The organism is Devosia sp. Micro-HW1 (assembly GCF_056341075.1).
This window is the reverse complement of sequence record NZ_CP094375.1, coordinates 2,792,786-2,815,602: the sequence shown is the minus strand read 5'-3', so window position 1 is coordinate 2,815,602 and position 22,817 is coordinate 2,792,786. Positions and strand designations below refer to the sequence as shown.

Sequence of the window (22,817 nt, the reverse complement as noted above, 5' to 3'; positions counted from 1 at the left end):
ACAGTCCACCGCATGGAGTCCGGCCTGCGCCGGAATGACACGGTGGACATGGATATATCAGCTACGCGCCGGGGAAACACCCAGGGTGCGCGCCAGACCTTCCGTGTCCCCCTCCTTGTCTGCCAGCCGCCGTGCCGTGTCCGCCTCATAGGCCCGCACGATACGGCCGACAAGCGCGTGACGCACCACGTCCTTGTCGTTGAAGCGCGAAACATGCACGCCCTCGACCCCGTCAAGGAGCTTCACCGCCTCCACAAGGCCCGATTTCTCGCCCCGCGGCAGGTCGACCTGGGTCGGGTCGCCGGTGACGATCATCTTGGAGTTTTCGCCCAGACGCGTGAGGAACATCTTCATCTGCATGGATGTGGTGTTCTGCGCTTCGTCGAGGATGACGACGGCATTCGACAGGGTGCGGCCGCGCATGAAGGCAAGCGGGGCCACTTCGATAATGCCCGAGGTCAGGCAGCGCTCGACATTTTCGGGCTTCATCATGTCGTAGAGCGCGTCGTAGAGGGGCCGCAGATAGGGATCGACCTTTTCCTTCATGTCGCCGGGCAGGAAGCCGAGGCGTTCGCCCGCTTCCACGGCCGGGCGGCTGAGGATGATGCGGTTGATGTCGCCGCGTTCCAGCAGCGAGGCTGCATGGGCGACGGCCAGATAGGTCTTGCCGGTGCCGGCGGGGCCGACGCCGAAGACCAGTTCGCTCCGCTCCATGGCGCGCATATAGGCGTCCTGCGCCGGGGTGCGGGCGACAATGGTGGATTTGCGCGTGGCGATCTGGGCCATGCGAACCTTGCCCTTGCGCTCAAGCGTGGGCAGGGTCAGCTGGCTGTCCTCGGTCTCGATCATGCGGATGACCGCATCGACATCGGCAATGTCCATGGCGCGACCCTCTTCGAGGCCGGCATAGAGCGATTCCAATACGCGACGCGCCTGATCGACCTTGGACGCCGCCCCCTTGAGCAGCACATGATTGCCGCGTGGCGTGGCCGACACGGCAAGGCGCTGTTCGATGAGGGCAAGGTTCTGGTCGAAATCGCCATAGAGCTGGGCAGCCAGGCGATTGTCTTCAAAGGCGAGTTCGAGTTGCGATGCGAGGGCGTTATCGGCGGTGGGTGGCAAGTGCCTGCTCAAACTTTCTCGGCTCCCGAAGGGGGCGCCGCGGAGCGCGTCGCCCAGTGCAGTAACGACGCTAGGATGATTTGCGTTCGTTGTCTGTAGCAATATTGTGACGCTTGCCACCGTCGCCAAGGGCGCAAATCGCTCCAGCAGAGCCATTTGAGGGCTAGAGGCCATGAGTGCCAGTCTCGAAACGGCAGGCGAGTGATCGCATTGCGATTGCGATCTATACGGAAATCCCGTATATGCGGATAATGACGCCAGACAGGTTCGACCCCGCCAAAGACGCGATCAACCTCGCCAAGCATGGGGTGTCACTGGCCTTTGGCGATCGAATTTTTGAGGACGAGAACTATCTGATTGTACCCTCGATCCGCGAAATAGACGGCGAAGAGCGGTTCAAAGTGGTGGGTCTGGTCGGCGGCAAGTTGTTTACTGGAGTCTTCGTCTGGAGAGGCGAACTCCCGCGATTCATGTCGGTGCGAAGGAGTAACAGGAATGAAGAAAGAACCTATAGTGCTGCCGGCTGATCCCAACGACCCCGAAGACTTCGACGTCACGGCCCAGGGCCTGGAGCGTGCTCAGCGCGCCCGCCTGATCCGCAAGACGCGGACCGATCTGGGCCTGTCCCAAGCTGAATTTGCTACCCGCTTCCGCGTGCCGGTCGGCACCTTGCGCGACTGGGAACAGGCGCGGGTCACGGCGCCGGATTTTGCTGTGGCCTATGTGAGGGTCATCGCCCGGCATCCCGATATGGTGGCACAGGCTGTGGCCTAGTTTGCCGTAGCGGTTACGCCGCCACGGCCTGCTTCAGCCTGCCGACCAGTGAATTGGTGCTCGTCCCGACAATCTCCACCTCGTGGATGGCGCCGATAAGATCGGGCGAGCCGTCGAGATGCACGGCCTGGAGATAAGGGGAGCGTCCACCGACCTGGCCCGGCATGCGGCCTTCGCGCTCGATCAGTACCGGCAGCGTCTTGCCGATGCAGGAGGCGTGGAAGTCTGATGTCTGCTGGTTGACCAGTTCCTGCAGGCGATAGAGCCGCTCGGTCTTGACCTCTTCGGCAATCTGGTCGCCGAGATTGGCGCCGGGCGTGCCGGGGCGGGTCGAATATTTGAAAGAATAGGCCGAGGCATAGCCGGTGTCGCGGATGATCGAGAGCGTGTCCTCGAAATCCTGATCCGTCTCGCCCGGGAAGCCGACGATAAAATCCCCTGACAGCGCCATGTCGGGCCGCGCAGTCTTGATGCGCTCGATCAGGGACAGATATTCGGCCGAAGTATGCTTGCGGTTCATGGCCTTCAGGATCCGATCGGACCCCGACTGCACCGGCAGGTGCAGATAGGGCATGAGCAAAGGCAGATCGCGATGGGCGGCGATGAGGGCATCGTCCATGTCGCGCGGATGGCTGGTGGTGTAGCGCAGGCGTTCGAGGCCCGGGATTTCAGCGAGCAGGAAGGCGAGTTCGCCCAGACCAACGGCGCGGCCGGCGGCATCGACGCCGTGATAGGCATTGACGTTCTGGCCGAGGAGGGTGATCTCCTTGACCCCGGCCTCGACGAGGTTTCGCGCTTCGGCCAGAACCTGCGCCACCGGGCGGCTGACTTCCGCGCCGCGGGTATAGGGCACGACGCAGAAGGTACAAAACTTGTCACAGCCTTCCTGCACGGTGAGGAAGGCGGTGAGGCCACGCTTGATGGTCACTTCCTTCCTGGCGGCCGGCAGGTGCGCAAATTTGTCTTCCTCGGGGAAGTCGGTGTCGATCACGGCCTTCTTGAGCGCCGGATGCAGGTGCCGCTGCGCCTTGGCGCGCGACAGCATATCCGGCAGGCGGTGATAGGCCTGGGGCCCGAAGACCATGTCGACGACAGGGGCGCGGCGGGCGATTTCCTCGCCCTCGGCCTGGGCCACGCAACCGGCCACGCCGATCATCATGTCCCCGCCCGAGGCGCGCTTTTCGTCCTGGATTTCGCGCAGCCGACCGAGCTCGGAAAATACCTTTTCGCTGGCCTTTTCGCGGATATGGCAGGTGTTGAGCAGCACAAGGTCCGCCTCACCAATCTCCTGGGTCGGCACATAGCCTTCAGGCGCCAGCGCATCGGCCATGCGGTCACTGTCATAGACGTTCATCTGGCAACCATAGGTCTTGATGAACACGCGTTTGGACGCGGGCTGGGGCGTGATTTCGGTATCGGTCATGGGGCGCTGTTTACCAGAGCCCGACAGAGGATGCCATGCCCCTGCAACCGCAGCGCCTCTGGCGTGTTGTACCAGTTCAGCACGTGAGCGCAAAAATGAAGCAGTACGACAGACTTAACGACCAAGTGGGAGCCAAGCGCTCGATCCTGTGCAATAGATCACCCGTTTTGCGGGGCCTGGTCCATGTCGGTTATCCGGACAAGAATTCCAGCGCCGAGAATTGAGTAAATGTTCTCCCGCTTTGCTTGGGAGATCCTGAGGGACTGGGGTTATGGCGGATACGAGCGCGCCAGATGGGGAAGGCCCGCGCAGCCGGCGCGGATGGCCGATTGCCGTCTATTTGATCGGGATGATGCTGGCCATTCTGGTGCCGGCCCTGGCCGTCGCACTGGTGCTGATCAATCGCACCAACGACTCCCAGCAGGATGTGCTGGCCGCCCTCACCAATGCCACGGTGCAGGCCATGGGCCAGTCGATCGACCGCGAGATCACCGGCATGGCGACCACATTGCGGGTGCTGTCCTCGAGCGAATCCCTTGAAAACGGCGATCTGGCCGCCTTTCACGACCGTGCGCTGACGGCACTGGCCGGGACGGGCACCTATCTCATCGCGGTGGACGACCAGTTCCAGCAGCTGCTCAATACCAGGGTGGCATATGGCACCCCGCTCGGCCCGTCGTCAGACCCGGAAACGGCGCAACGCGCAATCGAGCGGGGCATTGCCACCATCTCCCCGATCTTTTACGGCCGGACCGCCGAGGCCTTTGTGTTCAACGTGTGGCTGCCGCTCGACAATGCAGAGCCGGTCCGCCTGCTGGCGCTCACCCAGAACGCCCAGAACCTGGTGCCGGCGCTGCAGTCGCGGCAATTGCCCGAGGGCTGGCACGCTGCCCTGGTGGACACCAATAACGCGGTCATCGCCGCCACGGCCGATGCCGGCCTCGAGATCGGCAGCATCCTGCCGATCCGGCAATGGAAGGATGACGAACTGGCCGACGACTGGGCCCAGGAAACGCTCGAGGGCCAGGATGTGGTAACCGCCGAATGGCGCTCGGGCTATACCGGCTGGCGGGTCATCGCCTGGGCCTCTTCCAACGTGGTGCAGAAGCCGCTGCAGGACTCGGTGCTGCAGCTGGCGGTCTGGGGGCTGGCCATTGCCTTGCTGGCCTCGGCCGTCGCCACCATCATCGCCCGGCGCATCGGCAGCTCCGTCCAGGGCCTGCGGCTGGACGCCATGCGGCTGGGGCGCGGCGAGGCGGTCTATCCACGCACCTATCCGATCGCCGAAATTGCCGAAGTGTCACGCGCCCTGGCCGACGCCTCCGAGCAGCGGATGACCGCCGACCGCGACATCCGCTTCCTGATGCGCGAACTGGCGCATCGCTCCAAGAACCAGATGGCGGTGATTGCCGCCATGGCCAAGCAGACGGCGCGCGGCGCCACCGATATCCAGTCCTATGTCGCGGCGCTGGAACGCCGGATCATGGGGCTGGCGCGCTCCACCGATCTGCTGCTCGCCCATGGCCGGGCCGGCGTCATGCTGGCCGAGCTGATCAACCAGCAGCTCGGGCCGTTCCGGCCGCCCGAGGCCGAGCGGCTGGTGATGAGCGGGCCGGAGCTGCGCATCAATCCCCAGGGCGCCCAGATCCTGGGCATGGCGCTGCACGAACTGGCGACCAATGCCACCCGCTATGGCGCCTTTGCCGAAGCCAGCGGCCGGCTCGAGCTGAGCTGGCACACCAGCGCCGAAACGCTCTATCTGCGCTGGCGCGAATATCTCGGACGCCCGCTGGTGGTGGGCGAGCGATCGGGCTTTGGCACCATCGTCCTGCGCACCATGGTGGGCGGGGCGCTCGGCGCCCAGGTCGACCGCGTGGTGCATGAGGACGGGGTGGAATGGCTGTTCGAAGTGCCACTGACGGCGCTCGACCCCGCCTTTGCCGCGGCACGGCCGGACGAACCGGCCCCCGGCGCCTGACGGTTGCCTGCCGCCCGGGCGGCCAAACCAATAAATTCTGGATTTTACCGCCCCGATGCCCTATAGCAGCGCCAGCATGAGCCGGGCCACAAGCCCGGCGCTTGCCTTTGACACGGCCCCACCTGGACGACATCCCGGCTGGGGCGACATTCATCCTCCCTTTTCGAAAGGATATGCCCGATGTCGATCACTGCGGAACGCAAGACCCAGCTCATCAAGGAATACGCAACCACGGCCAATGATACCGGCTCGCCGGAAGTCCAGGTTGCGATCCTCAGCGAACGTATTGCCAACCTCACCGAGCACTTCAAGGGCCACGCCAAGGACAACCATTCCCGCCGCGGCCTGCTGAAGCTGGTGTCGACCCGTCGCTCGCTGCTCGACTACCTCAAGAAGGTGGACGACAACCGCTACAAGACGCTGATCGAGAAGCTCGGCCTGCGTCGCTAAGACGAGTAGACCTTTCCGGCGCGGGAGCTTCCTTCCGCGCCGGATGCCTTTTGGGGCTCTTGCCCCGGGGCAAGCCGGGCCGCCCGGCGCCATAGGCCGGCGCTGCCGGAGCATGGCAGGATTATCGGCCTCTTCCGCCGTGGAGAGGCTCGTTGTCTTGTCCATGTTTCGTCCGCGCCAAGCGATGAAACCGTGCCTGATTTTGAGCCGGAACGCACATGGGGTGCGTTGCCGAGTGCGGGCACACCGAAGGCGTTCGTGGGGCGTTAGCCTAGCCCCGCGTTCCCGCGCCTCCGGGCAGAATGGAAAGACGAAATACATGTCGATCAAGTTTGATCACCACAAGGTCGAGCTCAACTGGGGCGGTCAGCCCCTGACGCTCGAGACCGGCAAGATGGCCCGCCAGGCCGATGGCGCTGTGCTCGCCACCCTGGGCGAAACCGTCCTGCTCGCCACCGTTGTCAGCGCCAAGTCGCCGAAGCCCGGCCAGGACTTCTTCCCGCTGACCGTCAACTACCAGGAAAAATACTTCGCCGCCGGCAAGATCCCGGGCGGCTACTTCAAGCGCGAAGGCCGTCCGACCGAGAACGAAACCCTGGTTTCGCGCCTCATCGACCGCCCGATCCGCCCGCTCTTCCCCGATGGCTACAAGAACGAGACCCAGGTCGTCGTCACCGTGCTCCAGCATGACATGGAGAACAATCCGGACGTGCTGGCCATGGTCGCCGCCTCTGCCGCGCTGACCATTTCGGGCGTGCCGTTCATGGGCCCGATCGGGGCTGCCCGCGTCGCCTATATCGACGGCGAATATGTGCTGAACCCCTCGATCGACCGTCGCGCTGACAGCAAGCTCGACCTCGTCATGGCCGGCACCGCCGACGCCGTGCTGATGGTGGAATCGGAAGCCAAGGAGCTCTCCGAAGAGGTGATGCTGGGCGCCGTGATGTTCGGCCACAAGGCTTCGGCCCAGGCCATCGACGCCATCATCAAGCTGGCCGAACTGGCCGCCAAGGAACCGCGCGACTTCCAGGCTCCGGACTTCTCGGCGCTGGAAAGCGAAGTTCTCGCCATTGCCGAAGCCGACCTGCGGGCCGCCTACAAGCTGACCGACAAGGCCCAGCGCTACGCCGCGGTCGACGCCGCCAATGCCAAGGTCAAGGAAGCCTATGCTGCCAAGATCGAGGCCGGCGAAGTCTCCAAGGAAGACCTGGGCGAAGTCGTCCACAATCTCCAGGCCAAGATCGTCCGCTGGAATATTCTCGACACCGGCAGCCGCATTGACGGCCGTGATACCAAGACCGTCCGCCCGATCCTGGCGGAAGTCGGCGTCCTGCCGCGCACCCATGGTTCGGCCGTGTTCACCCGCGGCGAAACCCAGGCGCTGGTCGTTGCCACCCTTGGTACCGCCGAAGACGAGCAGTTCATCGACTCGCTCGAAGGCACCAAGAAGGAAAACTTCCTGCTGCACTACAACTTCCCGCCCTATTCGGTCGGTGAAGCGGGCCGCATGGGTTCGCCCGGCCGCCGCGAAATCGGCCATGGCAAGCTCGCCTGGCGCGCCATCAACCCGATCCGCCCGTCGATCGAGGAATTCCCCTACACGATCCGCGTGGTCTCCGAGATCACCGAATCCAACGGTTCGTCTTCTATGGCCACCGTCTGCGGCACCTCGCTGGCGCTGATGGATGCCGGCGTGCCGATGAAGAAGCCGGTGGCGGGCATCGCCATGGGCCTGATCCTGGAAGGCGACAAGTTCGCCGTGCTCTCGGACATTCTGGGTGACGAAGATCACCTCGGGGACATGGACTTCAAGGTGGCCGGCACGGAAGAGGGTGTCACCTCGCTCCAGATGGACATCAAGATCGCCGGCATCACCGAAGAGATCATGAAGATCGCCCTGGCCCAGGCCAAGGACGGCCGCATCCACATCCTGGGTGAAATGGCCAAGGCCCTGTCGGCCTCGCGCGGTGAAGTGGGCGAATTCGCTCCCCGCATCGAGACCCTCAAGATCCCGACCGACAAGATCCGTGAAGTGATCGGCACCGGCGGCAAGGTCATCCGGGAAATCGTGGAAAAGACCGGCGCCAAGGTCAACATCGAAGACGACGGCACCGTCAAGGTCTCGTCCTCGGACGGGTCGCAGATCGAAGCCGCCATCAAGTGGATCCGCTCGATCACCGACGAGCCGGAAGTCAATGCCATCTACCAGGGCACGGTCGTCAAGACCGCCGACTTCGGTGCCTTCGTCAACTTCTTCGGCGCCAAGGATGGCCTCGTGCACATCTCCCAGCTGGCCGACCAGCGCGTTGCCAAGACCACCGACGTGGTCAAGGAAGGCGACAAGGTCTGGGTCAAGCTGCTGGGCTTTGACGAGCGCGGCAAGGTGCGCCTCTCCATGAAGGTTGTCGACCAGGCAACCGGCAAGGAAATTGCCGCCCCCGCCAAGGACGACGCCGCCGAGTAATCGGCCGGTCCCGCGACAGGATGCAAAAGGCCCGGAGCGATCCGGGCCTTTTCGCTTTTGCCGGTCGAATTTCCCCCGCTTGCCTCGTCGTTTGAGCAAAGTCACCATCGACACGGCGAAGGAGAGTGCCATGGCCAGCATCATTTGGGACGTTTCCGTGTCGCTCGACGGCTTTACCACCGGACTCGACGTGCGGGCCGAAGCACCGATGGGCGATGGCGGCGAGGCGCTGCACCACTGGCTTGATGCGACCGGCCCGGACGCAGAGGCGGACCGCGCCATGGTGGACATCATCAATACCGGCCTCGGCGCAGCCATTGTCGGACGCCGCACCTTCGATCTGGGTCTTCCGCTCTGGGGGGGAACGCCCTGGGCCGGCCGGCCCTGCTTTGTCATCACGCACCGGCCCGAGGCCGACTTCGACGCCGACAATGGCGGGCGCTTTCACTTCCTGTCGCTGGATGAGGCCGCGGATCGGGCGCGGCAAGCGGCCGGCGGGGGACATGTCAACATTCTGGGGGCAGACATTGCCCGGCAATTGCTGCGCGTCGGCCAAGTCGACGTTCTGCGTCTTCACACCGTGCCGATCCTGCTCGGCGGCGGCACCCCGCTGTTCCAGGGCGAACAGGTCGAGCTCATCCCCGAGGGCCGGCCGCTTCCGGGCACGGTCGTCCATCAGACTTTTCGCGTGACCATGGCGTGAGCGCGGAACCAGCACCTTCGTTGACGCCTTTTGCTCCCGGAGATCGGAGATCGACATGACCACAGTGCTTTTCATTCACAGCGCCGGGCCGCAGGGCGAGGGCGAAGGCAGCTCGGCCCTGCTGGCGGGTCTGCGGTCCGCATTGCCGGCAGAATTCACGCTGGAGGCGCCGCTGATGCCGCAGCCGGACAGTCCCGAGGCCGAGCTCTGGATCGCCGCCTGCCAGTCGGCCATTACCGGGATCGAGGACGACTTTGTGCTGGTGGGGCACTCACTGGGTGGCTCGACCATTCTGCAGACCCTCGCCCGCTTCGGCCTGCCGGTGAACCTTCTTGGCGTCGTCACGCTGGCCAGTCCGTTCTGGGGCGCGCCGGATTGGGATTATGCCGCCTTTGCCCTGCCGGTCGAGGAGGCCACCAAGCTGCTGCAGCTGCCGCATCTGATCATGCTCTTCGGCGAGAATGACCAGACGGTCGCGGCCGATCACCTCGACCGCTACAAGGCCCTGTTGCCCAATGCCGAGACGGCGCGGCTGGCGGGGATAGACCATGAAGCCGCCAGCGCCGGGCCGGAGCTTGCCGCGGCCGTAGCGCGCGTCGCAGCAAAACAGGCGTGACATTGCTGCAACAGGTGACTTCCGATCACATTGCGGCGAGGAACGGTCATATTCGGGCCACGTTAAGACCACAATGCGTTACTCAAAAGGGGACGCAGCGCCGTCCGCCTGTTCTCCTATAGATTCTGAGGTAGTTGAGTTGATTTCGCGCCGCTTGTTCCTTCTCGGCCTGTCCGCCACCGCGCTTTCGGCCTGCTCCACCACGCGCCAGCCCGTTGTTCAGGAACCGGTCATCGACCCCTATTACCTGCGCATGTATGGCCCGGTTCTGGGTGAGCCTTACCTGGTTGCGGCCATGGACCTGCGACGCGTCGACCCCAAGTGGTGGCGTCAGGAAGTCCCCTATTTCACCACCGAGCGTCCCGGCACGCTGGTCGTCGATACGCCGGCGCATTACCTCTACCTCGTGCTCGAAAACAACCGCGCACTGCGCTACGGCATCGGTGTCGGCAAGGACGAAGCCCTGGTGTTCCGCGGCGATGCCACGATCGGGCGCAAGGCGCAGTGGCCGCGCTGGACTCCGACCCGCTCCATGATCGAGCGTGAACCCGACCGCTACGGCCCCTATGCCGGCGGCATGGGACCTGGCCCGGAAAATCCGCTGGGGCCGCGTGCGCTCTACCTCTACAAGAACGGCGCCGACACCCTGTTCCGCATCCATGGCACGATCGAACCCTATACGATCGGCACCAATGTCTCCTCGGGCTGCATTCGCCTGATGAACCAGGACATTATCGATCTCTATGCCCGCGTCCCCACCGGCGCGCGCGTGACTGTCATCAACTAGCCGCTTCCGCTGTCGCCCACCCAAATGGGTGGGGTCGGACGGCCGTGAATCTGGCTAGCCATCTTTGTCGGCGGCGTTCGGTTCTTTCCGTAGTCACCCGCCACCGGCACCCAGGCCCGTCCTCCCCGCAACGGAGGCGGGCCTTTTCCTTGCCGCAAAGGGCGCTAGGATGGCGCGCGACAGGCGCGCGGGGGAAAGCGTGTTCATCCTCATCAATGGGTCCTTCGGCATCGGCAAGACCACGACGGCAAGGCTGCTGGCGGCCGAATTGCCCAGCTCGGCCATCTCCGATCCGGAGGCCATAGGCTACGTGCTGCGCCGCTTGCCGCCCTGGATGCTCGGCCTGCGGGAGCAGCCCGGCGACTATCAGGATATGCTGCTCTGGCGGCGGCTCATCGTCCATCAGGCGCGGCTGACCAAGCTGCGGGCGCAGACGGTCATCGTGCCCATGGCCTTTACCAACCAGAGCTATCTCGACGCCTTTTCCAGCGCTCTGGAGCGGACCGCTCCTGTGCGACGCCTCTGCCTCGTGGCGCCGATCGAGGTGGTGCGGGCGCGGTTGGCGGCGCGGGCCAGAGCAGAGGGGCGTAGCGGGCTGACGGACTTCGAACTCAGGCGCTCGGGCGAGTGCGTCGCGGCCCATGCCGATGCCGTTTTTGGCGACAAGGTCGATGCCACGGCGTCGTCGGCGACCATCGTGCGCGATGTCAGGCGGCTCGCCGGTCTCTGATCAGAGATAGGCGACGTGCTCCGGTCGCCGCTGCTGCCGGTCATGCAGGCCATCCTCGTAGATGATCGGCGCCGCATCGAGTTCGGCCGGAGTCACGTCGTCGAGCACCGACGCATTGACGGCGTGAAACCAGCCGTTGAAGGGTGCGATTTCCAGCTTGCCGCGCGAATAGAGCTGCGTGCCACAGGCCTTGCAGAAACAGTGGTCGATCTCCCCGTCCGGCCAGGAAGACGGATCGGCGGCATAGTGGGCGACATGCCCCAGACCGCTGGTTACCACGAGATTGTCACCATAGGCGAAGGCCTTGCGATAGCCGGTCTTGAAGCAATAGCTGCAATTGCATTTTCGGATGCCTTCATCGAGGTCCAGCGTCGCCTCGAACTGCACCCTCCCGCAATGGCAGCTGCCCTTGTGTCGCTTGTTCATGTCATCTTCCCATCCATCCTGGTGCTGAATGGCTGGGGCGGGACACTGGTTCCGGGCCGTGCAGCAGTGCGGGCCAAACAAAAAGGGCGCGGTCTGCACCGCGCCCCTTTGCTTTTCAAGCCTGCGACAGGCTTACAGCGTGCGCTGCACGGTCTCGACGCGGAAGCATTCGATGACGTCGCCGGCGCGGATGTCTTCGTAATTCTCGAAAGCCATGCCGCATTCCTGGCCGACCTGGACTTCCTTGACTTCATCCTTGAAGCGCTTGAGCGTCTTGAGCTTGCCTTCGTGGATGACCACGTCGTCGCGCAGGAGGCGCACACCGGCGCCGCGTTCCACGATGCCTTCGGTGACCTGACAGCCGGCGACCTTGCCGATCTTGGAAATGTTGAACACTTCGAGGATCTTGGCGTAGCCGATGAAGGTTTCGCGGCGTTCCGGCTTCAGCAGGCCCGACATGGCCGACTTCACGTCATCCACGAGGTCATAGATGATGTTGTAGTAGCGGATTTCGATGCCGTCGCGGGTGGCGAGGTCCGAAGCCTGCTTGTTGGCACGAACGTTGAAACCGATGACGATGGCATTGGATGCCGAGGCCAGGGTGACGTCGCTTTCGGTGATGCCGCCGACGCCGCTCATCAGGATCTGGGCCGACACTTCGTCGGTCGAGAGCTTGTTGAGCGAGGCCACGATGGCTTCCACCGAACCCTGCACGTCGCCCTTGATGATCAGCGGGAACTTGCTGATACCGGCGATCTTGAGCTGGTTCATCATCTGCTCGAGGCTGGTGGCGCCGCCACCGGCCGTCTTTTCGCGGATGGCGCGCTGACGATATTCGGTCACTTCGCGGGCACGGGCTTCGGTTTCGACCACCGAGAAGCGGTCGCCGGCGCTCGGGACACCATTGAAGCCCAGCACTTCAACCGGCACGGACGGGCCGGCTTCCTTGACCTGCTCGCCCTTGTCGTTGATGAGGGCGCGGACACGGGCAAACTCGGTACCGGCGACGAGAATGTCGCCGATCTTGAGCGTACCGCGCTGCACCAGGACCGTGGCAACCGCACCGCGGCCGCGATCGAGCTTGGCTTCGATGACCAGACCCTCGGCGCGACCGTCGCGGGCGACCTTGAGTTCGAGCACTTCGGCCTGCAGCAGGATGGTTTCGAGCAGCTTGTCGAGACCGGCCTGGGTCTTGGCCGAGACTTCCACGTCCAGCACGTCGCCGCCCATGGATTCGACGAAGACTTCATGCTGCAGCAGTTCGGTGCGAACGCGCTGCGGATTGGCTTCGGGCTTGTCCATCTTGTTGATGGCCACGATGATCGGAACGCCGGCCGCCTTGGCATGCTTGATGGATTCGATGGTCTGCGGCATGACGCCGTCATCGGCCGCCACCACCAGAACCGCAATGTCGGTCGCCTGGGCACCGCGGGCACGCATGGCGGTGAACGCCTCGTGGCCCGGGGTGTCGAGGAAGGTGATCTTGCTGCCGTTCTTTTCGACCTGATAGGCGCCGATATGCTGGGTGATGCCACCGGCCTCGCCGGAAACCACATTGGCTTCGCGGATGGCGTCGAGCAGCGAGGTCTTGCCGTGGTCGACGTGGCCCATGATGGTCACGACCGGCGCACGATCGGTCAGGTCCTCGGCCTTGTCGTCCGACGCAATGTCGAACAGGCCTTCTTCCACGTCGGCTTCCGACACGCGCTTGACCGTATGGCCGAGATCGGTGGCGATCAGTTCGGCCGTATCGGCATCGAGCACGTCATTGATGGTGGCCATCTGGCCCTGCTGCATCAGGAGCTTGATCACGGTGACCGAGCGCTCGGCCATGCGGTTGGCCAGTTCGGCCACGGTGATCACTTCGGGGATGATCACTTCACGGCTGAGCTTGGGCGCATCCTGCTGGTTGCGGCCCATCTTCTTGTCGCGACGGCGGCGCATGGCGGCCAGCGACGGACCGCGATCGCGATCGCTTTCGGTCGTGGCGCTGGAGACGGTCAGGCGGCCGCGGGCGGCACCATCATCGGCGCCGCGACGGGTCGGGCGCTCGGGCTGGGCGCGGCTGGCGCGGCGGGCATTTTCCAGTTCCGCCTCGGACGTCGGGCGGTGCTGGGGTGCGCCGGTGCGGATCTTGCGGCCATCGGCTTCGCTGGGCGGGGCCGGGGGCACATTGCCGATCGGGGCCATGCCGGCGCCCGGACGACGATCGCCGACGGGACGCGGGCCGGTGCCGGCCGGACGACGCTCACCCGCCGGGCGGGCACCCTGGGGGCGTTCGCCATCGGGGCGGCCGGACGGACGCTCACCGGGACGACTGTCCGGACGGTCGCTGCGCGGCGGGCGCGCCGGCTGGCCGGGACGACCCGAAACAGTGCGCACGCTCGAGGGACCGGGATTGCGCTGGCTGGCGGGCACGAACGGCTCGCGCTGAGCGGGTCGCTCGGCCTCGGGTTCGGGACGGGCGGTTGCGGCCGCAGCCTCTTCGGCCCGACGGGCCTCTTCGGCGCGGGCGCGTTCTTCCTCCTGGCGCGCCGCTTCCTCGCGCACCTGGCGGCGGCGGCTGTCTTCTTCGATGCGGCGCGCTTCCTCGGCGGCAAAGCGCTCCTTGTCCTCGGCCTGGCGGGCACCGGCCAAAGCCAGCGCCTGGCGGCGGGCCTCGGCTTCAGCCGCGCTCAGCCCCAGGGGCGCGCGATTCTGCTGCTGCATGGGGCGCCCCTGCGGACGGCCACCGGGCGCACCGGGGCGATTACCCCCCGCTGGCGCCGTGCCGGCCGGCTTGGGCACGATGCGCGTGCGTTTTTCCACGACCACGGTCGAGCGCGAAGGCCCACGCGACATCCCGCCGGGGCGATTGCCCAGCCCGGCGCCACCCTTGAGGGTCAGTGTCTTCTTGGCGCCAGTGTCGTCGGAACGCTTGTCGTCGTTATCAGCCATACTATCTATCGTCTTTCGTCCTGTTCCGCGGGCAAAAGCACACCGGACGCCGCGGAGCGGTCGGTGTGATCTTCCATCGCTGGGGCGTTGTATCGGGCCAGTCGTTTGGCCTTGTCCACCGCCGATTGGGCTGCCGCCCCGGTCGTGAGGGCAGCATGTATCACATTTTCAAGCCCAAGTGCCAAACCCATTTGCACACTTGAGAGAGATTCAAAATGCGGCACTTCGGGACCGGAAATTCCGGCCTCGCGCCGCGCATGGTTGAGGGCTCTCAAAGCCCCCAGCATCTTGTTGCGGCCATCGTCGGCCGCATCGGTCGCCGTGATCAGCGCCAGCACCTCGCCCGAGAGCATGGCCGTCTTGACCTTGGTGGCGCCGGAGACGAACTGTCCGGCCTTCTTGGCCATGCCCAGCGCCGAAAGCAGGCGCTGTTCCAGCCGCAGGCGCGTCAGGTCCGCCAGGTCCTCGGGCACCGTCACCGGAGCCTTGAGGCTTCGCGCGAAAGCCTTCTTCCTGACTGCCTCGGCCACGCATTCGTGGCTCAGGGTGATCCAGACTCCGCGGCCTTCGGCGCGGGCGTCGATATCGGGCACGATGGAGCCATCGGGTCCAAGCACGAAACGCACCAGCGCCTCGACCGGTTTTTCAGTCCGGGTCAAGGCACAGGTCCTCACCATGTCTGCGCTCCGGGCCATAGACCGGGTGCTCCCGATGGGGGCGGTCCTTAGACCGCCGCCTCCTCGGAATAGCCGTCTTCACCGCCCTCTTCGGCCGGCAGGTCCTCGGCACTGATCCAGCCAGCCCGGATGCGGGCCTGCATGATCATGTCCTCGGCTTCCTCGCGGGACACGGGGAAATCCTTGAAGGTGCCTTCAAAGCGCTTGGTTTCACCATCCTTGCGTTCAGTCCAGCCGACGAGGTCGTCAGCGGCACAGCCGGCAAAGTCCTCGACCGACTTGATGTCTTCCTTACCCAACGCCACCAGCATGGCGGCATTGAGGCCCGGGATCTCGTAGAGCTCGTCCTCGACACCCAGCGCCTTGCGCTCGGCATCGAACTTGGCCTCGATCTCGGCCAGATATTCGGCGGCACGGTTCTGGATTTCGCCGGCGGTTTCCTCGTCGAAACCCTCGATCGAGGCAATTTCAGCCGGCTCGATATAGGCCAGTTCCTCGACCGAGGAGAAGCCTTCGGAAGCCAATAGCTGGGCAACCATCTCGTCAACGTCAAGGGCCTGCATGAACAGGGCCGAACGTTCGGTGAATTCCTTCTGGCGGCGTTCGCTCTCTTCCTGCTCGGTCAGGATGTCGATATCCCAGCCGATAAGCTGGCTGGCGAGACGCACATTCTGGCCACGGCGGCCGATGGCCAGCGAAAGCTGGTCGTCGGGGACCACGGTTTCGATGCGCTCGGCCTGCTCGTCGAGTACGACCTTGGCAACGTCGGCCGGCTGCAGCGCCGAGACCACGAGGTCGGCAATGGAGTCGGTCCAGGGAATGATGTCGATCTTTTCGCCCTGCAGTTCGGCCACGACGGCCTGCACGCGCGAACCGCGCATACCAACGCAGGCGCCGACCGGATCGATCGAGGAGTCGTTGGAGGTCACGGCGATCTTGGCGCGCGAACCCGGATCGCGGGCGATCGAGCGGATGGTGATGACGCCATCATAGATCTCAGGCACTTCCTGCATGAACAGTTTTGCCATGAACTGCGGGTGGGTGCGCGAGAGGAAAATCTGCGGACCGCGCTGTTCGCGGCGCACGTCATATATATAGGCGCGGACGCGGTCGCCATAGCGGAACATTTCGCGCGGGATCAGCTCGTCGCGGCGAATGATGGCTTCGCCACGGCCCAGATCGACGATCACATTGCCATATTCGACGCGCTTGACGGTGCCGTTGACGATCTCGCCGACGCGGTTGGTATATTCCTCGAACATGCGGTCACGCTCGGCGTCGCGCACCTTCTGGACGATGACCTGCTTGGCCGACTGGGCGGCGATGCGGCCGAATTCCATCGGCGGCAGCGGCTCGGTCAGGAAGTCGCCAATCTTGGCTTCGGGCGACTTGGTCCTGGCAAACTTGAGATTGACCTGGCGGGAGGGCTCTTCGACGTCCTCGACGATCTCGAGCAGGCGCCACATGCGGGTCTCGCCCGAACGCGGATTGATCTCGACCTTGATCTCGGTCTCGGCGCCATAGCGGCCCTTGGCGGCCTTTTCCATCGCGTCCTGCATCGCCTCGATCACGACCATGCGGTCGATGTTCTTTTCACGGGCGACTGCGTCGGCAATCTGCAACAGCTCAAGGCGGTTCGCGCTAACGGCCATTATTTGCTCTCCTCGGAGATATCTTCGTTATCGGCGTCGGCATATTCGACCGTCTCGGTCTCGTCGTCGTCGATGGGGTGCAGCTCCTGGTCGGCACGGGCCATGTCCATGAGCTTGTCGGTCATGACAAGCTTGGCTTCGGCAATGGTGCCGAAGACGAGCTTGTGGTCGGGATCGGTACCGCCCGGGGCATCGGGCAGGCGAATGGTGACGCCCTCGTCATCCACGGCGGCGATATCGCCCCGGAAACGCTTGCGGCCATTGATCATGTCGAGCAGTTCAACCTTGGCCTCGTGGCCGATGAACCGCTCGAAGTCGCGCTTGCGCACCAGCGGGCGATCGATGCCGGGCGAGGAGACTTCCAGGTGATATTCGCGGTCGATGGGATCTTCCACGTCGAGCACCGGCGAGAGGTCCTTGGACAGGGTCTCGCAGTCCACGATGTTGAAGCGCCCGTTCTCGTCCTCGGCCATGATCTGCAGGGTGCAGCCGTTTTCCGGGGTGATCTTCACCCGGACCAGCGCAAAGCCCAGATCATTGGCCACCGGCTCGACTATGCGAGAAATGCGGGCTTCGAGGCCCGTTTCCTTGATGTAGCGCTTTTCGGTCAGATCGAAAGCCAAATTGAGGTCCCGGATAACAAAAAGAGCGGGGGCCTTCCGGCACCCACTCTCGAATGAGAGCAACGATGTGCGCCTCATATAGACCCGGAACGGTTCGAGCGCAAGGGCAGGTGATCTGGCAAGGGCTCGTAAACAATGATTGGAAAAACTCGGGCACTGCCCGGTCGATTTTTCAGCTTCCGCCACTTTCTTGCGCTCAACTGGGCCAGACTATCGATGAGCAGCAGGGCATGGCATTGGACGGAGCAGCGCAGTTCGAGGCAAGACGGGCAGCAGCCGATATGGGCCGGCTGGCGGCCCTGGAGCGTTACGACATTCTCGACACGCCGGCCGAGCCCGGCTTTGATCGCGTCGCCCAGCTCATCCGGATGATCTTCAACGTCGAGACAGCCCTCGTCACGCTGATGGATGCGCATCGCCAGTGGTACAAGGCGGCTATCGGCACGCCCAATGTGCAGGTGCCGCTCAACGAGAGTTTTTGCCAGCATACGCTGGCCTCCGCCCGGCCGCTGGTGGTGAACGACGCTTCGCAGGACCCGCGCTTCGCCGACAATCGCCATGTCACCGCGCCCGGTGGCGTGCGTTTTTATGCCGGCATGCCGCTGGTCACGTCCGATGGCCAGGCCATCGGCTCGATCTGTGCCATCGACAGCCGCCCGCGCGATTTTACCGAGCGGGAGATCGCCATCCTCAAAGAACTGGCCGATGTGGTAATGAGCGAAATGGAATTGCGCCAGCTCGCCACCAGCGATGGGCTGACTGGGGTCTCGACGCGCCGGGCCTTCAAGGCCGAGGCCGAAAAGCACGTGGCCTTGGCCAGGCGGCACCGCAGCCAGCTCTCCGTCCTCACCTTCGACATCGACTATTTCAAGAAAATCAACGACGCCTATGGTCATGCCGGCGGCGACATGGTGCTCAAGGCCATCGCTCATGCAGCGCAGGCCGGCCTGCGCAAGAGCGATCTGCTGGGCCGGCTGGGCGGCGAGGAATTTGCCGCCGTGCTGCCCGATGCCGATCCCGCAGCCGCCATGGCGGTCGCCGAAAAGCTGCGCCTTTCCTTCCGGGCGCTGGACTTTCCCGGCAGCCGGCCGCCAATCAGGGTTTCCGCGAGCTTTGGCATCGCCACGCTCGATCCCGGCCGCGATGACCTCGACAGCGTATTGCTCAAGGCCGATGAGGCGCTTTACGAAGCCAAGGGCGCCGGGCGCAATCGCTCCATGGCCTGGCGGGGCGTGACAACGGCAACGCTTGCCGAGCCGGTGGAGCGGCGGCGCGTGCTCAAGGCCGGGCGCCTCGTCTTCAACGAAAGACGCTCAGTCATCGAGTGCACGGTGCGGGCCCTCTGGGACACCGGCGCGGAGTTGCAAATCGCCTCGTCGAGCGACATTCCTGACGCATTGACGCTCGAAATCATGTCGAGCGGCAATGCCTGGGAGGCGAAGGTGGCGCAGCGCCGCCCGACCAGTCTCGAGCTCACCTTTGCCTGACCGGTCTATTTCTCCCAGGTAACGTTGCCCACATCGGCGCCGGCATCCTCGAGCAGGCCGCGCAGGTCGGCGACCATGGCGTCGGGACCGCACAGATAGAAGTTGCCATCGAGGTCAGGGACATGCCGCTCGATGAAAGCCGCATCGATCCGCTCCTGCAGCAGCCTTGATCTGGGATCGTCGGTGACGGTCCAGACCACGTCGAGGCCATCCATGGATTCGAATTCCTCGCGCAGGATGATGTCCTTCTCGGTACGGTTGGAGACGATGAGACGGTTGCCGGCGATTTTTCCCGTGGCATTGAGATGCCGCAGAATGGCGATGAACGGGGTGACACCGGCGCCACCGGCAATGAATGTCCCCTTCCCCCGGTACTGGATGGTCCCCCAGACGTCGCGCAGGATGAGGCGATCGCCTGCCCCCAGCGACCACAGTTCATTGGTCACGCCCTGGTGGTCGAAATAGCTCTTGATGGTGAATTCCAGCGTCTCGGCATCCGGCAGGCAGGTAAAGGTGAAGGGGCGCTTGCTGTCGCGCCACCCGTCGCGATCGATCGACAGTTCGGTCGCCTGGCCGGGTGAGAACCGGTAGCCCTTCGGGCGTTCCAGCCGGTAGTGGCGGACATTGTGGGTCACCGGGATCGTGTCGACAATCTTGACGCTGGTCTGCATGGGCGGCTCCTCCTCCAGCATCAACCGCCAGCCCTGCCGGCCGGTTGCAAACCGCGGTTACGGGAGGGATACCCGGTTTCCTCGGCGACACCATGTTTCCTCGGAAGCCCTTGATTTCCCGAGCTAAACCCTCGGGGCGGAGGCGCGCATTTCAAGTCCAAAAACGTGGTTTTGGCAGGCTTGCGGGGCTCAGGCGGGGTGGCCATTTCCGGTTCGTTCAAACCAGAAAGGATCATCCTCCCATGATCAAGAACACTGTCATCGCCCTCGTCGCCACTGTTGCAATGGCCGGTCTCGCCGCTCCCGCAATGGCTGATTCCTACTCGTCCGACCCCGACTCCTCGTCCTCGTCCTCGTCCTCGTCCTCGACCGGCGCTTCGGTCACGCAGAGCACCAGCCTGTCGAACTCCGATTTCGACAGCGACTATGCGCTGACCGCGCTCAAGGACAAGGGCATCAATGCCAGCTCGGTGCAGGAGTGGGGCTCGTCCTACCTCGTGGCCTGGGTGGACAACGACGCCGGTGGCCAGACCATGATCTATCTCGATCCCGACACCTACGAAATCGTCACCCCGTAACCTGACGCGCCCGGCGCCGCCAGTCATGGCGGCGCCCGAACCCGCAAGCCGGTTCAGCCGATGCGTGAATCCTGCGCGTCGAACTGGCGCCTGGCCTCGACCACCGCCGCGCGGTTGCGCTGGGCAAAGAGATGAAACTGGTCCGCCAGGTCCAGCAGGTCGCGGCCCAGCTCGGTCAGGTCATAATCCACCCGCGGCGGAATGGTCGCATAGGCCGTGCGGGTGACGAAACCATCGCGCTCCAGTTCACGCAGCGTCTGGCTCAGCGACTTCTGCGGCACTCCCCCCATATTGCGGCGCAGTTCGTTGAACCGCATGGTGCCGGAACGCAGCTGCACGATCACCACCAGTGTCCACTTGCTCGGCCGCACCACCAGCATGTCATGGCTGACGTCGGGCTCGAGGCTTTTGGCGGACATGGGGCATCTCCGTGGGGCGTGAAGACCCGATATGGGGCATTCCGCGCCAAGGTCCAGAGCGGCCAAGCATGAAAATTCGGCAAGGTGACCGGAGGGTTACACCCGGGTAAAGCCGAAATAGAAGCTGATCATCCGCCCTTCGCGCCGCGCCTTCTGCTCGTAGCGGGTGGGCTGCCAGCCCGGATAGGGCGTGTGCCAGCTCGCGGGCGACTCGGGCGCAAAGCTGAAGCGTGGCTCGCGGACGATATGGGCCAGCGTCCAGTTGGCATAGTCTTCGATATCGGATGCAAAGAAGAAGGTGCCGCCCGGCCGGATCACCCGCGCCAGTTCATCGAGCGTTGTGGGCGAGACGAAACGCCGCTTGTGATGGCGGCTCTTGGGCCAGGGATCGGGATAGAGCAGATAGACCGCGTCGACCGAGGCGTCGGGCAGGGCCATGAGCAGTTTGAGCGCATCGTCGGTAAACAGGCGCACATTGGAAATGTCCTGGGCCTCGATGGCCTGTACCATCTTGCCGATGCCGCCGGTAAAGACCTCGCAGCCAATAAAGCCGGTTTCCGGCTCCTCGCGGGCCTTGCGCGCCAGATGCTCGCCACCGCCATAGCCGATCTCGATGACGATCCGCTTTGCATCCGGAAAGAGCGAACCGGGATCAAGGGCGCCATCGAGCACGATCTCGACCTGGGGCAGCATTTCGGCGACCTGCGCCTTCTGGCCGTCATGCAGCTTCTTGCCCGAGCGGCGGCCGAAAAAGGCGCGCGGTTCGCCGGAGCGGGTTTTGGGCAATTCGTGGTCGGTCATGATGCGGACTTAAACAACAAGGGGGCCTCTCCGCCGCTTTCACGGAAAAGAGGCCCCCGGTCAATGGTCAATGTCGATCTCAGGCCACGGCGGCCTTCAGTGCCTTGACCAGGTCGGTCTTCTCCCAGGAGAAGCTGCCGTCGCGGCCGGCCTTGCGGCCGAAATGGCCATAGGCCGAGGTCTTGGCATAGATGGGCTTGTTGAGATCGAGATGAGTGCGGATGCCGCGCGGGGTCAGGTCCATGACCTCGGCCAGCGCCTTTTCCAGCTTCGCCTCGTCCACCGTGCCGGTGCCATGCAGGTCGACATAGATCGAGAGCGGCTTGGCGACGCCGATGGCATAGCTGAGCTGGATCGTGGCGCGATCAGCGAGGCCCGCCGCGACCACGTTCTTGGCGAGGTAGCGGGCCGCATAGGCTGCCGAGCGGTCGACCTTGGTCGGGTCTTTGCCGGAGAAGGCGCCACCGCCATGGGGCGCCGCACCGCCATAGGTGTCGACGATGATCTTGCGGCCGGTCAGGCCCGCATCGCCATCGGGACCACCGACGACGAACTTGCCTGTCGGATTGACGTGCCAGATGGTCTGGTCGTCGATCCAGCCTTCAGGCAGCGCCTGGCGCACATAGGGCTCGACAATGGTGCGGACATCCGAGGAGGTCAGGGTCTCGTCCAGATGCTGGGTCGAGAGCACGATCTGGGTGACGCCAACCGGCTTGCCGTTCTCGTAGCGCACGGTGACCTGGCTTTTGGCATCGGGGCCCAGCTTGCCGGCCGGACCATGATTGGCCTTGCGGGCCTCGGTCAGGGTTTCAAGGATCTTGTGGGCATAGTAGATCGGGGCGGGCAGGAGTTCAGGGGTCTCGCGGCTGGCATAGCCGAACATGATGCCCTGGTCGCCGGCGCCGACATCCTTATTGCCGGCGGCGTCAACGCCCACGGCAATGTCGGCCGACTGGCCATGCAGCAGCACGTCGATGCGCGCCGTCTTCCAGTGGAAACCGGACTGCTCGTAGCCGATGGCACGGATGGCCTTGCGGGCCGCCGACTTGAATTTTGCCGGATTGACCACCGGGGCACCGGCGGCATCGAGCACGATCTGTCCGTCCTTGCCCTTCTTGAGCAGGGTTTCGGGCACGCGCACTTCGCCGGCAATGATGACGCGGTTGGTGGTGGCCAGGGTTTCGCAGGCAATGCGCACGGCGCCGGGGTCCATGCCGGCCTTCTTGGCCTCCTTGAACACCAGATCGACGATTTCGTCGGAAATGCGATCGCAAACCTTGTCGGGATGCCCCTCGGAAACCGATTCCGAGGTGAACAGATACGAAGAACGGGCCACGTTAAACCTCTTTGCAAGTGGCGAGGGCGCACGCGGGAGTGCGCGTGTGGAGGCACCTCCCCCACACTTTCAGCCCCGTTTCTCGCAGGTCCGCCGCCGGAAAGCAACAGGCATATAAGGAAAGCTTTATATGCATCGCGAGACGATGGCGGCATGCATGCCT

22 protein-coding genes are annotated in these 22,817 nt (G+C 64.3%); 11 read left to right on the top strand and 11 right to left on the bottom strand.

Annotated features, from left to right (window positions below):
• Positions 1 to 57: 57 nt before the first annotated feature.
• The gene (locus tag MQW79_RS13530) at positions 58 to 1,122 is read right to left on the bottom strand and encodes a PhoH family protein (protein WP_476584992.1); all 1,065 of its coding nucleotides are present in this window, start codon (positions 1,120 to 1,122) and stop codon (positions 58 to 60) included.
• Between the two features lie 176 nt (positions 1,123 to 1,298).
• Between MQW79_RS13530 and MQW79_RS13525 the strand changes: the two genes are divergently transcribed.
• Both MQW79_RS13525 and MQW79_RS13520 read left to right on the top strand, forming a co-directional pair.
• Positions 1,299 to 1,649, top strand: coding sequence for a BrnT family toxin (locus MQW79_RS13525; RefSeq protein ID WP_476584991.1), 351 nt, complete (start codon positions 1,299 to 1,301; stop codon positions 1,647 to 1,649).
• On the top strand, positions 1,618 to 1,896 hold the full coding sequence (locus MQW79_RS13520; RefSeq protein ID WP_476584990.1) for a helix-turn-helix domain-containing protein: 279 nt from the start codon (positions 1,618 to 1,620) through the stop codon (positions 1,894 to 1,896). The genes MQW79_RS13525 and MQW79_RS13520 overlap by 32 nt, the downstream gene beginning before the upstream one ends.
• Before the next feature lie 13 nt (positions 1,897 to 1,909).
• On the opposite strand, the gene miaB is transcribed toward MQW79_RS13520, so the two are convergent.
• On the bottom strand, positions 1,910 to 3,319 hold the full coding sequence (gene miaB, locus MQW79_RS13515) for a tRNA (N6-isopentenyl adenosine(37)-C2)-methylthiotransferase MiaB (RefSeq protein ID WP_476584989.1): 1,410 nt from the start codon (positions 3,317 to 3,319) through the stop codon (positions 1,910 to 1,912).
• Between the two features lie 271 nt (positions 3,320 to 3,590).
• Here miaB and MQW79_RS13510 point away from each other — a divergent pair, with 271 nt between their 5' ends.
• The 7 genes from MQW79_RS13510 (at position 3,591) to MQW79_RS13480 (ending at position 11,047) form a co-directional block, all read left to right on the top strand.
• A complete protein-coding gene (locus MQW79_RS13510; protein ID WP_476584988.1) occupies positions 3,591 to 5,297 on the top strand; it encodes a sensor histidine kinase in 1,707 nt (568 codons plus the stop codon).
• Between the two features lie 138 nt (positions 5,298 to 5,435).
• Entirely contained in the window at positions 5,436 to 5,747 is a 312-nt protein-coding gene (gene rpsO, locus MQW79_RS13505; protein ID WP_476588237.1) for a 30S ribosomal protein S15, read from the top strand.
• A gap of 319 nt (positions 5,748 to 6,066) precedes the next feature.
• Positions 6,067 to 8,211, top strand: a complete 2,145-nt coding sequence (pnp, locus tag MQW79_RS13500) for a polyribonucleotide nucleotidyltransferase (RefSeq protein WP_476584987.1) — start codon at positions 6,067 to 6,069, stop codon at positions 8,209 to 8,211.
• 130 nt (positions 8,212 to 8,341) lie between these two features.
• Complete coding sequence (locus MQW79_RS13495) at positions 8,342 to 8,914, top strand: dihydrofolate reductase family protein (RefSeq protein WP_476584986.1); 573 nt, start codon at positions 8,342 to 8,344, stop codon at positions 8,912 to 8,914.
• A gap of 55 nt (positions 8,915 to 8,969) precedes the next feature.
• On the top strand, positions 8,970 to 9,530 hold the full coding sequence (locus MQW79_RS13490; RefSeq protein WP_476584985.1) for an alpha/beta hydrolase: 561 nt from the start codon (positions 8,970 to 8,972) through the stop codon (positions 9,528 to 9,530).
• A gap of 139 nt (positions 9,531 to 9,669) precedes the next feature.
• The gene (locus MQW79_RS13485; protein ID WP_476584984.1) at positions 9,670 to 10,317 is read left to right on the top strand and encodes a L,D-transpeptidase; all 648 of its coding nucleotides are present in this window, start codon (positions 9,670 to 9,672) and stop codon (positions 10,315 to 10,317) included.
• Between the two features lie 169 nt (positions 10,318 to 10,486).
• Positions 10,487 to 11,047 carry an AAA family ATPase gene (locus tag MQW79_RS13480; protein WP_476584983.1) on the top strand — a complete coding sequence of 187 codons (561 nt, stop codon included), beginning with the start codon at positions 10,487 to 10,489 and terminating at the stop codon, positions 11,045 to 11,047.
• Here MQW79_RS13480 and MQW79_RS13475 read toward each other — a convergent pair whose 3' ends face one another.
• The 5 genes from MQW79_RS13475 to rimP all read right to left on the bottom strand — a co-directional run bounded on the left by MQW79_RS13475 (position 11,048) and on the right by rimP (position 17,362).
• On the bottom strand, positions 11,048 to 11,473 hold the full coding sequence (locus MQW79_RS13475; protein ID WP_476584982.1) for a GFA family protein: 426 nt from the start codon (positions 11,471 to 11,473) through the stop codon (positions 11,048 to 11,050).
• 132 nt (positions 11,474 to 11,605) lie between these two features.
• On the bottom strand, positions 11,606 to 14,410 hold the full coding sequence (gene infB, locus MQW79_RS13470) for a translation initiation factor IF-2 (RefSeq protein WP_476584981.1): 2,805 nt from the start codon (positions 14,408 to 14,410) through the stop codon (positions 11,606 to 11,608).
• A 5-nt stretch (positions 14,411 to 14,415) separates the two neighbouring features.
• Positions 14,416 to 15,105, bottom strand: a complete 690-nt coding sequence (locus tag MQW79_RS13465) for an RNA-binding protein (protein WP_476584980.1) — start codon at positions 15,103 to 15,105, stop codon at positions 14,416 to 14,418.
• 29 nt (positions 15,106 to 15,134) lie between these two features.
• On the bottom strand, positions 15,135 to 16,739 hold the full coding sequence (nusA, locus tag MQW79_RS13460) for a transcription termination factor NusA (protein WP_476584979.1): 1,605 nt from the start codon (positions 16,737 to 16,739) through the stop codon (positions 15,135 to 15,137).
• Positions 16,739 to 17,362 (bottom strand): ribosome maturation factor RimP, encoded by a 624-nt coding sequence (rimP, locus tag MQW79_RS13455; protein ID WP_476584978.1) that lies wholly within the window; start codon positions 17,360 to 17,362, stop codon positions 16,739 to 16,741. Before rimP ends, nusA begins: the two co-directional genes overlap by 1 nt.
• 230 nt (positions 17,363 to 17,592) lie before the next feature.
• Here rimP and MQW79_RS13450 point away from each other — a divergent pair, with 230 nt between their 5' ends.
• Positions 17,593 to 18,849 (top strand): GGDEF domain-containing protein, encoded by a 1,257-nt coding sequence (locus tag MQW79_RS13450; protein ID WP_476584977.1) that lies wholly within the window; start codon positions 17,593 to 17,595, stop codon positions 18,847 to 18,849.
• Between the two features lie 5 nt (positions 18,850 to 18,854).
• Here the strand turns inward: MQW79_RS13450 and MQW79_RS13445 are convergent, their stop codons facing one another.
• Positions 18,855 to 19,520 (bottom strand): ferredoxin reductase domain-containing protein, encoded by a 666-nt coding sequence (locus tag MQW79_RS13445; RefSeq protein WP_476584976.1) that lies wholly within the window; start codon positions 19,518 to 19,520, stop codon positions 18,855 to 18,857.
• Between the two features lie 242 nt (positions 19,521 to 19,762).
• Here MQW79_RS13445 and MQW79_RS13440 point away from each other — a divergent pair, with 242 nt between their 5' ends.
• Positions 19,763 to 20,098, top strand: a complete 336-nt coding sequence (locus tag MQW79_RS13440; protein ID WP_476584975.1) for a hypothetical protein — start codon at positions 19,763 to 19,765, stop codon at positions 20,096 to 20,098.
• A gap of 53 nt (positions 20,099 to 20,151) precedes the next feature.
• Here MQW79_RS13440 and MQW79_RS13435 read toward each other — a convergent pair whose 3' ends face one another.
• The 3 genes from MQW79_RS13435 to metK all read right to left on the bottom strand — a co-directional run bounded on the left by MQW79_RS13435 (position 20,152) and on the right by metK (position 22,654).
• Positions 20,152 to 20,517, bottom strand: coding sequence for a winged helix-turn-helix transcriptional regulator (locus MQW79_RS13435; protein ID WP_476584974.1), 366 nt, complete (start codon positions 20,515 to 20,517; stop codon positions 20,152 to 20,154).
• Between the two features lie 96 nt (positions 20,518 to 20,613).
• Positions 20,614 to 21,318 (bottom strand): tRNA (guanosine(46)-N7)-methyltransferase TrmB, encoded by a 705-nt coding sequence (gene trmB / locus MQW79_RS13430; protein ID WP_476584973.1) that lies wholly within the window; start codon positions 21,316 to 21,318, stop codon positions 20,614 to 20,616.
• A 79-nt stretch (positions 21,319 to 21,397) separates the two neighbouring features.
• Positions 21,398 to 22,654, bottom strand: coding sequence for a methionine adenosyltransferase (metK, locus tag MQW79_RS13425; RefSeq protein WP_476584972.1), 1,257 nt, complete (start codon positions 22,652 to 22,654; stop codon positions 21,398 to 21,400).
• Between the last annotated feature and the right edge of the window lie 163 nt (positions 22,655 to 22,817).